The sequence below is a fragment of the Allobosea psychrotolerans genome, from assembly GCF_002917105.1.
In the GTDB taxonomy this organism is placed as follows: Bacteria; Pseudomonadota; Alphaproteobacteria; order Rhizobiales; family Beijerinckiaceae; genus Allobosea; species Allobosea psychrotolerans.
Genome location: NZ_PQFZ01000004.1, coordinates 28,679 through 40,590 on the forward strand (window position 1 = coordinate 28,679; position 11,912 = coordinate 40,590).

13 protein-coding genes are annotated in these 11,912 nt (G+C 65.9%); 6 read left to right on the top strand and 7 right to left on the bottom strand.

Going from position 1 to position 11,912, the window contains the following annotated elements:
* Window positions 1-108 precede the first annotated feature (108 nt).
* Complete coding sequence (locus CYD53_RS08200; RefSeq protein WP_103717601.1) at window positions 109-1,341, top strand: penicillin-binding protein activator; 1,233 nt, start codon at window positions 109-111, stop codon at window positions 1,339-1,341.
* 143 nt (window positions 1,342-1,484) lie between these two features.
* Here the strand turns inward: CYD53_RS08200 and hemW are convergent, their stop codons facing one another.
* The 3 genes from hemW to rph all read right to left on the bottom strand — a co-directional run bounded on the left by hemW (window position 1,485) and on the right by rph (window position 4,265).
* Complete coding sequence (hemW, locus tag CYD53_RS08205; protein ID WP_103717602.1) at window positions 1,485-2,687, bottom strand: radical SAM family heme chaperone HemW; 1,203 nt, start codon at window positions 2,685-2,687, stop codon at window positions 1,485-1,487.
* Window positions 2,684-3,331: a non-canonical purine NTP pyrophosphatase gene (locus tag CYD53_RS08210; protein ID WP_103717603.1), complete on the bottom strand. Its 648-nt coding sequence runs from the start codon at window positions 3,329-3,331 to the stop codon at window positions 2,684-2,686. Before CYD53_RS08210 ends, hemW begins: the two co-directional genes overlap by 4 nt.
* A gap of 217 nt (window positions 3,332-3,548) precedes the next feature.
* Window positions 3,549-4,265 carry a ribonuclease PH gene (gene rph, locus CYD53_RS08215; RefSeq protein ID WP_103717604.1) on the bottom strand — a complete coding sequence of 239 codons (717 nt, stop codon included), beginning with the start codon at window positions 4,263-4,265 and terminating at the stop codon, window positions 3,549-3,551.
* A 199-nt stretch (window positions 4,266-4,464) separates the two neighbouring features.
* Between rph and hrcA the strand changes: the two genes are divergently transcribed.
* From hrcA to CYD53_RS08230, 3 genes are all read left to right on the top strand, one after another.
* Window positions 4,465-5,535 (top strand): heat-inducible transcriptional repressor HrcA, encoded by a 1,071-nt coding sequence (gene hrcA, locus CYD53_RS08220; RefSeq protein WP_245928142.1) that lies wholly within the window; start codon window positions 4,465-4,467, stop codon window positions 5,533-5,535.
* Window positions 5,536-5,579: 44 nt separating this feature from the next.
* Window positions 5,580-6,188, top strand: coding sequence for an ankyrin repeat domain-containing protein (locus tag CYD53_RS08225; protein WP_245928143.1), 609 nt, complete (start codon window positions 5,580-5,582; stop codon window positions 6,186-6,188).
* Window positions 6,189-6,281: 93 nt separating this feature from the next.
* Window positions 6,282-6,533: a DUF3297 family protein gene (locus CYD53_RS08230; RefSeq protein ID WP_103717606.1), complete on the top strand. Its 252-nt coding sequence runs from the start codon at window positions 6,282-6,284 to the stop codon at window positions 6,531-6,533.
* Between the two features lie 5 nt (window positions 6,534-6,538).
* On the opposite strand, the gene CYD53_RS08235 is transcribed toward CYD53_RS08230, so the two are convergent.
* Both CYD53_RS08235 and CYD53_RS08240 read right to left on the bottom strand, forming a co-directional pair.
* Window positions 6,539-7,069, bottom strand: coding sequence for a GNAT family N-acetyltransferase (locus CYD53_RS08235; RefSeq protein WP_103717926.1), 531 nt, complete (start codon window positions 7,067-7,069; stop codon window positions 6,539-6,541).
* 23 nt (window positions 7,070-7,092) lie between these two features.
* Window positions 7,093-7,659, bottom strand: coding sequence for a helix-turn-helix domain-containing protein (locus tag CYD53_RS08240; RefSeq protein WP_181011764.1), 567 nt, complete (start codon window positions 7,657-7,659; stop codon window positions 7,093-7,095).
* Between the two features lie 235 nt (window positions 7,660-7,894).
* Here CYD53_RS08240 and CYD53_RS08245 point away from each other — a divergent pair, with 235 nt between their 5' ends.
* Together CYD53_RS08245 and lepA are read left to right on the top strand one after the other, a co-directional pair.
* Complete coding sequence (locus CYD53_RS08245) at window positions 7,895-8,662, top strand: YiiX/YebB-like N1pC/P60 family cysteine hydrolase (protein ID WP_103717607.1); 768 nt, start codon at window positions 7,895-7,897, stop codon at window positions 8,660-8,662.
* An 87-nt stretch (window positions 8,663-8,749) separates the two neighbouring features.
* On the top strand, window positions 8,750-10,555 hold the full coding sequence (gene lepA, locus CYD53_RS08250; RefSeq protein WP_092170789.1) for a translation elongation factor 4: 1,806 nt from the start codon (window positions 8,750-8,752) through the stop codon (window positions 10,553-10,555).
* 42 nt (window positions 10,556-10,597) lie between these two features.
* On the opposite strand, the gene CYD53_RS08255 is transcribed toward lepA, so the two are convergent.
* Together CYD53_RS08255 and CYD53_RS08260 are read right to left on the bottom strand one after the other, a co-directional pair.
* Window positions 10,598-11,485 (bottom strand): hypothetical protein, encoded by an 888-nt coding sequence (locus CYD53_RS08255; RefSeq protein WP_103717608.1) that lies wholly within the window; start codon window positions 11,483-11,485, stop codon window positions 10,598-10,600.
* A 40-nt stretch (window positions 11,486-11,525) separates the two neighbouring features.
* Window positions 11,526-11,903, bottom strand: coding sequence for a hypothetical protein (locus CYD53_RS08260; protein ID WP_103717609.1), 378 nt, complete (start codon window positions 11,901-11,903; stop codon window positions 11,526-11,528).
* Window positions 11,904-11,912 lie beyond the last annotated feature (9 nt).

An 11,912-nucleotide genomic window follows, 5' to 3' on the forward strand; every position in this document is an offset into this window, starting at 1 on the left:
TGAAAATACCATGGCGGACTGGCAGGAAAGCCCCACGGTCGGGGGACTGCACCGCCGGGCGGCTTCTCGCCGCGTCGGTTCATAAGTTTTAGGTCCAGAGTTCGGCTCATGACTGGAGATCGCCCCGTGTTGCGCCCCTGGCACCTCGCTCCGATCCTGTCTCTGCGCACCCCGGCGCTGGCGGTCTTCGCCTCGCTCGCGCTCGCCGCCTGCAGCGGCGGCCCCTCGGGCATGCCGGGCTTCGATACGGGCTCTCCGGGGGCGGGCCAGGGCCAGCCGGCGAGCTCCGGCCAGACGATCGGCAATGGCAAGGTCAAGGTCGGCCTCATTCTGCCGCTGACGGCGGAAGGGCAGGGCGCCGTGGTCGGCAATTCGCTGCGCAATGCGGCCGAGATGGCGCTCGCCGAATTCCCCGGCGCCGACCTGACCTTGCTGGTCAAGGATGATCGCGGCACGCCGGAGGGTGCGCAGGCGGGAACCCAGGAGGCTCTGCGCGAGGGCGCCGAGCTGATCATCGGCCCGCTCTTTGCGCCCTCCGTCCAGGCTGCGGCGCAGGTTGCGCGCTCCGCCAACCGCCCGGTCATGGCCTTCTCCAGCGACAGCAATGTCGCGACGCGCGGCGTCTACCTGCTCTCCTTCCCGCCCGAGAACGACGTCAACCGCGTCATCGGCTACGCCTCGGCGCAGGGGAAGAAATCCTTCGCCGCGCTAGTGCCCGACACCGCTTACGGCAAGGTCGTCGAGGCCGCCTTCCAGCAGGCCGTCGCCGACCGTGGCGCGCGCACTGTGGCGATCGAGCGCTTCAGCGGCGACGCCAACAGCATGCGCGCGGCGGTCGGCAGGCTCGCGCCGTCGCTGCCGCAGGCCGACGCGCTGTTCGTGCCGGCGGCAGCCGACACCATGCCGGCGCTCGGCCTCGCCTTGCAGCAGGGCGGGTTCGACCCGAGCAAGGTCAAGCCGCTTGGCACCGGCGTCTGGAACGACGGCGCCGTTGCGCGCGTTCCGGCGATCCAGGGCGGCTGGTTCGCCTCGCCGGATACGGCCGGCTTCAACGCCTTTGCCGGGCGTTATCAGCAGCGCTTCAACAGCGCCCCGACCCGCACCGCGACCCTGGCCTATGATGCGGTCTCATTGGCCGCCGCGCTTGCCCGCACGCAAGGTTCGCAGCGCTTCTCGGAAGCCGTTCTGACCAACGCCTCGGGCTTCGCGGGCGCCGACGGCGTCTTCCGCTTCCGCCCCGATGGCCAGAACGAGCGCGGGCTGGCGGTGCTGGAGCTGCGCAACGGCCAGATCGTCACGGTCAACGCCGCCCCGCGCGATCTCGGGCCGAGGACGCAGTAAGCCTTCGCGTCATGCGCGGGCGGAGTGCAACGGAGACCCGAGAATCTCTTGCAGGCGAGAATCCCTTGCAGGCGAGAATCTCTCGCAGACATGTCTCTGGTTTATGAGATGCTCGGGGCAGGCCCGAGCATGACGCACGGCGTTCACGCCGCCAGGTCAGCTACCAGCGCATTGAGCAGCAGCGCACCATCGGGCGTCGCCGCGAGCTTGCCGCCGGGCTTTCGGGTCAGCAGCCCATCCAGGATCAGGCTCGTGACGCGGGGTTCGCGCAAACTCCGCCCGGACAGGGCCTTGAATACGGCCGGGTCGATGCCCTCGACCAGCCTCAGGCCCATCAGCAGGTACTCGTCGCCCTGGGCCTCGGCGTTCAGCAGCTCGTCCTCGACCAGCGCATGCCCTTCCGCCTCGACGCGGGTCAGCCAGGCTTCCGGGCTCTTTTCGGTCGAATGCGCCATGCGGCCCTGCGTCGTCACCAATCGGCCATGCGCGCCAGGCCCGATGCCGGCATATTCGCCATAGCGCCAATAGACCAGGTTGTGCCGGCATTCGGCGCCGGGCTTGGCGTGGTTCGAGATCTCGTAGACCGGCATGCCATGCTTGGCCGTGATCTCCTGCGTGACTTCGTAGAGCGCTGCTCCCGCCTCGTGATCGGGGATCGCGAGCTTGCCGGCCTTGAACAACCGCTCGAAGGCCGTGTCGGGCTCGATGGTGAGCTGGTAGAGCGAGAGATGTTCGGCTGCATGGCTGATCGCGAGTTCGAGCTCGGCGCGCCACAAGGCCGGTGTCTGCCCGACCGAGCGGGCGTAGATCAGGTCGAACGAGTAGCGCTCGAAATATTTGCGCGCGATCGCGACCGCATCCAAGGCCTCCTGCGTCGAATGCATCCGGCCCAGCGCCTTGAGGTCGGCATCGTTCAGCGCCTGCACGCCGAGCGAAACGCGGTTGACGCCGGCCGCGCGGAAATCCTGGAAGCGCCCGGCCTCGACGCTGGTCGGGTTGGCCTCCAGCGAGACCTCGCAAGCGGGGTCGATGGCCCAATGCTCGCCGATCGCATCGAGGATCGCACCGACCGTACGGCCCTCCATCAGCGAGGGCGTGCCGCCGCCGAAGAAGATCGAGGAGACCGTGCGGCCGGGCGTGAGCTCTGCACGATGGGCGATCTCGCGCCGGAAGGCCGCGACATAGCGCGCCTGGTCGGGCGGCGCATGCCGGACATGGGAGTTGAAGTCGCAATAGGGGCATTTGGCCAGGCAGAACGGCCAATGCACATAGACCGCGAAACCGGCATCCGCCGTGGGATGCAGGATCGCGCCTGGCCGCTCGGTCAGGGCGGCCGGGTTGGTCATGAGGGCTTCCTCAGGCAGGCGGCCGCGAGCGCGTGGAAGGCGCGCGCGCGATGCGAGAGCCCCGCCGAACCATCCTCGGGAATGCCGTGCTTCTCACTCGCAGTCATCTCGCCGAAGGTCTTGGCGTGGCCGTCGGGCCGGAAGATCGGGTCATAGCCGAAGCCGCCGAGCCCGCGCGGTGCATCGACGATCTCGCCGAAAACGCGGCCTTCGAACAATTCCTGATGCCCGTCGGGCCAGGCGATCACCAGCGCCGAGACGAAATGCGCGCGGCGCTTGTCGGGCGTGGTCGCACCGCGCTTGGACAGCTCGGCCTGCACGCGAGCGAGAGCCGGGGCGAAGTCCTTGCCCGGGCCGGCCCAATTGGCCGAGAACAGGCCAGGCGCGCCGTCGAGCGCGTCGATGCAGATGCCGGAATCGTCGGAGAGTGCCGGCAGGCCGGAGGCCTTGGTCGCGGCGACCGCCTTGATCACGGCGTTCTCGGCGAACATGTAGCCGTCCTCGACCGGCTCGGGCAGGCCGAGCTCGCCGGCCGAGACCAGTTCGATACCATAGGGCCCGAGCAATTCGCGCATCTCGCGCAGCTTGCCCTGGTTATGGGTTGCGATCACGACCTTGCCGGTGAGGAGGCGGTGGTTGGTCACGGTCTTTGCCTCTTCATCTCTAGGGATTTCCGCTGTCCGGTGGGGTTCCGGCACTCGCGGCGTGATCTGCATTGCCGGACGGGGAAGCGATTCGAGACGGCTTTCGGCGCGGTTTGATCTCGGCCCTGAATGCGAGAACGATGGTCGCTCCGACGATGACGAGGCCGACCACAACTGCTGCAAGCGTCGACAGCCAATCCATCGGCGCTTCCTGCCCTTAAGCCACCGCTGCCTTCTGCAGCGCGACGAGCCTGCTGACGCCGCCCTTGGCGAGCTTGAGCAGGGCCAGGAGCTCCTCCTCCGAGAAGGGCGCGCCTTCGGCCGTTCCCTGCACTTCGACAAGGCCGCCGCCGCCGGTGATGACGAAATTCGCGTCGGTCTGCGCGCCGGAATCCTCGATATAGTCGAGATCGAGCACCGGATTGCCGGCGACGATGCCGCAGGAGATCGCCGCGACATGGTCCCTGAGCGGATTGGAGCCCTTCAGCATGGCGCGGCCCTCCATCCATTTCAGCGCATCATGCAGCGCGACCCACGCCCCGGTGATCGAGGCCGTGCGGGTGCCGCCATCGGCCTGGAGCACGTCGCAATCGACCACGATCTGGCGCTCGCCGATCGCGGTCAGGTCGACCACGGCGCGGAGCGAGCGCCCGACCAGGCGCTGGATTTCCTGTGTGCGGCCCGACGGCTTGCCGGCGGTGACCTCACGGCGATTGCGCTCATGCGTCGCGCGCGGCAGCATCGCATATTCGGCAGTGACCCAGCCCTTGCCGGTGCCGCGCAGCCAGGGCGGACCCTTTTCTTCCACCGTCGCGGCGCAGAGCACCCGGGTCTCGCCGAAGCTGACCATGCAGGAGCCCTCGGCATAGCGCACCACGCCGCGTTCGAGCGTGACCTTGCGCATTTCGTCGGCCGCGCGTTTGGAGGGTCGCATGGGAGTATCCTGATTGTTCGAAGTTGGCGGCTTGTAAGCGGTTGAGCCGGGGGCGGCAAGGTTGGGGCTGGATACGTGACGCTTCTTCCTTCTCCCGCAGCCTTCATGCGCCGTTTCCGCTTGATCCTTCTCAGGTCCAAGCCGACAATAACCTGATGTCGAACCCGCGTTTTCAGCCGAAATGAGCGCCCACACGCCGATGCGCCCCGAATCCCCCGGCGGCCTGATCGAGACCGATCAGCGCTCGCGCGAGATCTTCCGTCAGATCATCGACGGCTACCTCACCACCGGGGAGCCAGTCGGCTCGCGCAACATCGCGCGTCTGCTGCCGATGACGCTGTCGCCCGCGACCGTGCGCAACGTCATGACCGATCTCGAACTGGCCGGGTTGATCTACGCGCCGCACACCTCGGCGGGGCGCTTGCCCACGGAACGAGGCCTGCGCTTCTTCGTCGATGCGATGATGGAGGTCGGCAATCTCACCTCAGACGAGCGCACCCGCATCGAGGCGCAGATGAAGGCCGCCGCCACCAACCGCACGCTGGATGCGACGCTGACAGAGGCCTCGGCCCTGCTCTCGGGACTCTCGCGCGGCGCCGGCGTCGTCGTCACCACCAAGGCCAATGCCCGCCTCAAACATATCGAATTCGTCCGGCTCGATCCTGCGCGTGCACTCGTCGTGCTGGTGGCCGATGACGGCACGGTTGAAAACCGCCTCCTCGCCTTGCCGCCGGGCCTGCCGGCCTCGGCGCTGACGGAGGCTGCGAATTTCCTCAACGCCCGCATCATGGGCAAGACGCTGGGCGATCTGCGTCGCGAGATCGCCGAGCATCGTGCCGAGATGGAAAGCGAGCTCGATGCGCTGACCGCCAAGCTCGTCGAGAGCGGTATCGCGACCTCGTCTGGCCCCTCGAACGACCGCCATCTGATCGTGCGCGGCCAGGCCAATCTGCTGGAGGATCTGAAGGCGCAGGAGGATCTCGAGCGCATCCGCCTGCTCTTCGGCGATCTCGAGACGCAGACCGATGTCATCGATCTGCTCTCCCGCGCCGAGGCCGGCGACGGCGTGCGTATCTTCATCGGCTCCGAGAACAAGCTGTTCTCGATGTCGGGCTCCTCGATGGTGGCCGCGCCCTTCCGCGACGCCGAGCAACGCATCGTCGGCGTCGTCGGCATCATCGGCCCGACGCGGCTGAACTATGCCCGCATCGTGCCGATGGTGGATTACACCGCCAAAGTGGTCGGGCGCCTGCTCGACGGCGGGCGGTAATGCGTGCCGGCTGCCTGTGTGCAGCGCTTTTGGGTTTCATGCTGATGACGACCCCTGCCGCTGCAGAGCCTGCATTGATCGATGCCGCTGCCGCAGGACGCGCCGACGAGGTGATTCGGCTCGCCGCCGCCGGTGCCCCGCTCGAAGCACAGGATTCGCAGGGTCGTTCGGCCCTTCTGCTGGCCGTCGCCGGAAACCATGTCGCGACCGCCAAGGCCTTGCTCGATGCCGGTGCGAGCCCGAATACCCAGGCCGCCAATCGCGACACGCCCTGGCTCCTGGCCGGGGCGTTGGGACGTGCCGAAATCATTGCGGCGATGCTGCCGCGCAAGCCCGATCTGACGATCCGCAACCGCTATGGCGGCAACGCCCTGATTCCCGCCTGCGAGCGCGGCCATGTCGAGGCCGTGAAGCTGCTGCTGACCAGCGGCATCGATCTCGATCACGTCAATGATCTCGGCTGGACCTGCCTGCTGGAAATCGTGATCCTCGGCGATGGCGGCCCACGCCATCAGCAGGTGGCGAAGCTCGTCCTCGATGCCGGCGCCAATCCCAGTCTCGCCGACAGGGATGGCGTGTCGCCGCTCGCCCATGCTCGCCAGAGGGGCCAGCGCGCGGTGGCGGCGCTGATCGAGCAGGCGGGTGGCGGCTGACCCGCTCGATTTGGCATCGCCGCCGGTTCGCGCTACCTCTGCCGCCAACGCGGCCTTCCTGCCGCCCGAAATCTGCACGTCAAGGCTTATCAGATGACCGACACGCTCCCCGATCGTCTCTCCTCGAACCCCAACAGCCCGCATTACAATGAGGAGCTGCTCGCCCGCGACATCGGCGTGCGCTTCAAGGGCGTCGATAAGACCAATGTCGAGGAGTATTGCGTCAGCGAGGGCTGGGTGCGCCTCACCGCCGGCAATGCCAAGGACCGCTTCGGCAATCCGATGACGGTGAAGCTCAAGGGCGAGGTCGAGCCCTATTTCCGCCAGGCCGCCTCCGAAGCCTGAGAGGCTCAGCCTATCGCCTTGTAGAAGAAGGTCGAGCCGCAATCGCGGCCGTCCGGCATCAGGGCGAAGCGGGGGATCGTGCCGACCTCGGTCCAGCCAAGGCGGCCATAGAGCCGCCGGGCCGCGCCGGCCTCGTCGGTGTCGAGCACCAGAAGCGTGCGTCCCGCCTGCCGCGCCGCATCTTCGGCCGCGCGCATCAGCTTCTCGCCGAGGCCTTGCCGCCGCGCGCAGGAATGCACCAGCACCTTGGCGATCTCGGCGCGGTGCGGCTGGTTGGGCTTGCCGATCAGCTGAAGCTGCGCCGTGCCGACGATCTCTCCGGCCAATCTTGCGATCAGCAGCACCGTGCGGCCAGCGCCGACCTCGTCGATGACCCCTGTCCAGAAGCCGCGGTAATCCTCCGGCGTATTCCACGCCATGAAACCGACAGAGGCCCCGTTCGCGACGCTGTCGCGCAGGATCTCGACCAGCGCCGGGATGGCGTTGCTGGCGGCCTCCGGGGAGAGCGTTTCGATCACGATGGCATCAACCGGCATCAGCTTCATCCTTTGAGCGGCGTTCAGCCGGAGGTGGTCAGCACGACGGCATAGCGGGCGGGCACGCTGCCGGGGTTGTGGTAGGCGATCGGCCCGTCGAGCAGCATCTGCAGGCAATCTCCTGCCGCCAGCCGGTGCTCGATGCCAGCAAGCGTGACCACCATCTCGCCGGCCAGAACCCAGACCTGCTGGTCGAGCCGATGGGCGCTGCGCGGTGCGTCGAGCAGGACGCGCCCGCCCGCCGGCATCTCGACATCGACGATCTCGATCCCCGAGCCGGTTCCTGCGGGAGAGACGTTGCGCCGGACATAGCCGCTGGCCGGATCGGTCCAGACCGACTGATCGGCGCGCCGCGCGAGCGGGCCGGCATGGCCTTCGTCGCGAAACAGGACCGAGAGAACAATTCCGAGGCCGGCGCAGACCCGGTCCAGCAGCGCCGCCGTCGGACTCGATTCGCCCCGCTCCACCCGCGAGATCATCGCGCGGCTGACGCCCGAGCGTTCGGCCAGCATGTCGAGCGTCAGGCTGCGGCTCTGGCGCAGCGCCTTGATGCGCGCGCCGAGCCGCTGATCGAGTTCGAGGTCATCCATCATTTCCATCATACGGAGAATTATTCTACTATATGAGAACGTCAAGCCCAAACACGGGCCTTCGTCCTCGTCTGCTTCTGACGCAGCGTGAACTCGGCTTTCACCACATTTCCAAGTCTGGGCGCCGCGGCAGGTCGCGTTTCCGGAAAGATTCAGGAATCGGCGCTTTGATGAGCCTCAAACGACGCTCTTGAAGGGCGCGGGTCGCGAAAGAAGCGACACGGGGGAAGCGGCCATGAATCGCGGTCTTGAACTTCTCGGGCGTTCCGTCGTCGGGTTCATCACCCGCGGCAAGCCGGAAGCCCGCCGGGTCGACGCCAAGGCGCTGGCCCGGTTGCAATCGGCGTTGCGGCCGGGCGATGTCCTGCTGGTCGAAGGCAGCATGAAGGTCTCGGCCGCGATCAAGTATCTGACGCAATCGACCTGGTCGCATGCGGCGCTTTACGTCGGGGAGACCGGACAGTTCAGCGAGCAGGGCGAGCCGCTGGTGCTGGCCGAGGTCGAGATGGATATCGGCTGCGTGCTCTCGCCGCTGTCGAAATACGGCGCCTTCGGCACCCGCATCTGCCGTCCCCAGGCGCTAGACCGCGAGGGCCGCGCCATCGTCGTCGATTATGTGCTGGAGCGGCTCGGCACCCAGTACGACCTCAAGAACATCTTCGATCTGATGCGCTGGCTGATCCCGATCCCCTGGGCTCCGCCATCATGGCGCCGGCGCATGATCGCGCTCGGCTCGGGCGATCCGACGCGGGCGATCTGTTCCACCCTGATCGCGCAGGCTTTTGAGGCGGCGCGATATCCCGTGCTGCCGACCGTCGAATACGCGCAGGCCATGGACGAGGAGGATTTCGAGGAGATCCTGCATATCCGGCACCATTCGCTCTACATGCCGCGCGATTTCGACATCTCGCCCTATTTCGCAGTCGTGAAGCCGACGCTGGAGAGCGGCTTCGACTATCGCGCCCTGACCTGGGCGCCGGAGCCCTGTCTGGCCCAGCAGTAGCTTGCCGCGGCGGAATAGCCGCAAACGCCGCAAACCCTTGGCGGCAAACCCTTGGCGCAATGCGGCATCGCTGCTATTCCCGCGCCCATGAGCACTCGCAGTTTCGACAACATCCGCAATTTCTCGATCGTGGCGCATATCGACCACGGCAAATCGACGCTGGCCGACCGGCTGATTCAGACCACCGGTACGGTGGCGGCGCGTGACATGAGCGAGCAGATGCTCGACTCGATGGATATCGAGAAAGAGCGCGGCATCACCATCAAGGCCCAGACGGTGCGGCTCGACTACCGCGCCCAGGATGGCAAGGATTACATCCTGAACCTGATGGACACGCCCGGCCATGTCGACTTCGCCTATGAGGTCTCGCGCTCGCTGGCGGCCTGCGAAGGGTCTCTCCTGGTCGTCGACGCCTCGCAGGGCGTCGAGGCGCAGACGCTCGCCAATGTCTACCAGGCGCTCGATGCGGGCCATGAGATCGTCACGGTCCTGAACAAGATCGACCTGCCTGCGGCCGAGCCCGAGCGCATCAAGCAGCAGATCGAGGACGTGATCGGGCTCGACGCCTCCGAGGCGGTGCCGATCTCGGCCAAGACCGGCATCAACATCGAGGGCGTGCTCGAGGCGATCGTCACCAGGCTGCCGGCGCCCAAGGGCGATCTCGAAGCGCCGCTGAAATGCCTGCTGGTCGATTCCTGGTATGATGCCTATCTCGGCGTCGTCGTGCTGGTGCGCGTCATCGACGGCGTGCTGAAGAAGAACATGACGATCCGCATGATGCGCGCCAACGCCGCCTATGGCGTCGACCGCGTCGGCGTGTTCAAGCCCAAGATGCTCGAGGTCAAGGAACTCGGCCCCGGCGAGGTCGGTTTCTTCACCGCCTCGATCAAGGAGGTCGCGGATACCGCGGTCGGCGATACCATCACCGACGACAAGCGCCAGACGGCAAACGCGCTGCCGGGCTTCAAGCCGGTGCAGCCCGTGGTGTTCTGCGGCATCTTCCCGGTCGACGCCGCCGATTTCGAGGTGCTTCGCAGCGCGATGTCGCGGCTTCGCCTGAACGACGCCAGCTTCTCCTATGAGATGGAGACCTCGGCCGCGCTCGGCTTCGGCTTCCGCTGCGGCTTCCTTGGGCTGCTGCATCTGGAGATCATCCAGGAGCGGTTGGAGCGCGAGTTCAACCTCAACCTGATCTCGACCGCGCCGTCGGTGGTCTACCATCTCAAGCTGCGCGATGGCTCGGTGCTCGAACTGCATAATCCGGCCGATATGCCCGATGTGATGAAGATCGAGACGATCGAGGAACCCTGGATCAAGGCGACGATCTTCACGCCGGACGAATATCTCGGCTCGGTCTTGAAGCTCTGCCAGGACCGTCGCGGCGTCCAGACCGATCTCAGCTATGTCGGCTCCCGCGCCAAGGTCGTCTACGACCTGCCGCTGAACGAGGTCGTGTTCGATTTCTACGACCGGCTGAAGTCGATCTCGAAGGGCTACGCGTCCTTCGACTACGCCATCACCGATTATCGCGAGGGCGACCTCGTGCGCATGTCGATCCTGGTCAATGCCGAGCCGGTCGATGCGCTCTCGATGCTGGTGCACCGCTCGCGCGCCGACGCACGCGGCCGCGCCATGTGCGAGAAGCTCAAGGACCTGATCCCGCCGCATATGTTCCAGATCCCGGTCCAGGCGGCGATCGGCGGCAAGATCATCGCCCGCGAGACCATCCGGGCGCTGCGCAAGGACGTGACCGCCAAATGCTATGGCGGCGACGCCACCCGCAAGCGCAAGCTTCTGGAGAAGCAGAAGGAAGGCAAGAAGAAGATGCGGCAGTTCGGCAAGGTCGAAATCCCGCAGGAAGCCTTCATCGCTGCGCTGAAGATGGACAGCTGAGGCGCCAGGGCAACCGCGTGCGGCATGTGGGACGATCTGCCCTCAGGTGAAGAAGTCCTTGGGGATGCTGAGGAACCAAGTGCTGTCATAACGCTTGAGCGTCGATGTGTCGTCGCGGAACGCCTGTTTGAGGCGGGCATTGACCTCCGGGTTGAAGAGCGGGCCTGAAATCTTCGGTAGCGCCAGCACCTCGTCCGCATTGGGGCTTGGTCCCGACACGATCGTATCGAAGGACAGGCTCGAGGCATTCTGAACGATCAGTGGTTTTCCCCGACGGTATTTGAGCTCGAAGTTCCAGGTCGTCGCCCAGCGGAAGCCGGCGATCGGTTCGAGGTCGTGCCCCGTCTTCTTCCTCTCGCAAAGCAGCGCGTGGAACGAGAGCACGTATTTAACCGAGTGCAGGTGGTTCTTGATCGCGTTGCTGCCCTTGAAGTCGGGGTTCTTGTTGATCATCGTCAATGGGAAGACGAGGTTGGGATGGTCCTGCTGCGGGCAGGTGATCGTGCCGTCCGCAGCGCGTTTTTCCCGGGCCAAGGCATCGGGCGCGCTCCAGGGGCGATGGGTCGTGCTGCCGTCGGGCAAGGTGGTGGCGTCAAGGCCGAGTTCCACGCTGATCGAACCCAGCGCCGGCTTCTCACCGGCATAGGTCGCAAAAAAGGTCCCGAAGAGCGCGGTTTGCGAGTAGCCGTATTCGAAATCGTCGGCCTTGGTGCCGGCCTTGAGCTTGAAGCCGCTTGCCCCGCTCCAGGCGGCGCCCGTGATGATGTCCTCGATTTTCCTCCCGGCCTCCAACCCGGCGAGTTCAGGCCGTTTGCAGCCTTGCGTGAGATGCAGCACCGCGAAGTTCGGCGTGAAGTCCAGCGCCGGTTTCGCAAGGTTAGTGACGAAGCTGTGCTTCAGCGAGGAAAGATCGACACTGCTGGCAACCATGGCTGGATCTTCCGAGCGGGTGTGGCGAGAGAGGAGACCATCAAACTGCCCAGTGCTTCAGCCGGCCCGCGCTGGCGCGGCTGAACGGCACAATGGCATTGGCCCGTTCCAAGGCGAAGATCTCGGCGTCGAGCACCGTTATGGTCATGATCCCGACGATGTCATCGGGTTTGGTCTGGTAGCTGCGATTGATGATCTGCCGTTTCGTCTTGTAGTTCAAAACGGCCGCGGCGGTTGTCTTGCCGTAGGTCTCGGCATCGATCTCGGACTGTGCGATCGCTGCGTTTTCCAGAACGAGCAGCGCGTATTGGAGCAGGGCGACGAATTCGCCCTTCTGGCCTGCCGTGACATGGCTTGAGTTGCTCGTCGAGCACGCATTCAGTCGCGCATTGCCGGAGAACAGTCGGCTTCTCAGCATGACGGCCTC

Excerpts from the sequence above, each read along its gene's own strand:
- CYD53_RS08235 (WP_103717926.1), bottom strand. The coding sequence starts at position 7,069 with ATGCCGGTTGATGCCATCGTGATCGAAACGCTCTCCCCGGAGGCCGCC.
- CYD53_RS08255 (WP_103717608.1), bottom strand. The coding sequence starts at position 11,485 with ATGGTTGCCAGCAGTGTCGATCTTTCCTCGCTGAAGCACAGCTTCGTC.
- CYD53_RS08245 (WP_103717607.1), top strand. The coding sequence starts at position 7,895 with ATGAATCGCGGTCTTGAACTTCTCGGGCGTTCCGTCGTCGGGTTCATC.
- rph (WP_103717604.1), bottom strand. The coding sequence starts at position 4,265 with ATGCGACCCTCCAAACGCGCGGCCGACGAAATGCGCAAGGTCACGCTC.
- CYD53_RS08225 (WP_245928143.1), top strand. The coding sequence starts at position 5,580 with ATGACGACCCCTGCCGCTGCAGAGCCTGCATTGATCGATGCCGCTGCC.
- CYD53_RS08260 (WP_103717609.1), bottom strand. The coding sequence starts at position 11,903 with ATGCTGAGAAGCCGACTGTTCTCCGGCAATGCGCGACTGAATGCGTGC.
- CYD53_RS08200 (WP_103717601.1), top strand. The coding sequence starts at position 109 with ATGACTGGAGATCGCCCCGTGTTGCGCCCCTGGCACCTCGCTCCGATC.
- lepA (WP_092170789.1), top strand. The coding sequence starts at position 8,750 with ATGAGCACTCGCAGTTTCGACAACATCCGCAATTTCTCGATCGTGGCG.
- CYD53_RS08240 (WP_181011764.1), bottom strand. The coding sequence starts at position 7,659 with ATGGATGACCTCGAACTCGATCAGCGGCTCGGCGCGCGCATCAAGGCG.
- CYD53_RS08230 (WP_103717606.1), top strand. The coding sequence starts at position 6,282 with ATGACCGACACGCTCCCCGATCGTCTCTCCTCGAACCCCAACAGCCCG.
- hrcA (WP_245928142.1), top strand. The coding sequence starts at position 4,465 with ATGCGCCCCGAATCCCCCGGCGGCCTGATCGAGACCGATCAGCGCTCG.
- hemW (WP_103717602.1), bottom strand. The coding sequence starts at position 2,687 with ATGACCAACCCGGCCGCCCTGACCGAGCGGCCAGGCGCGATCCTGCAT.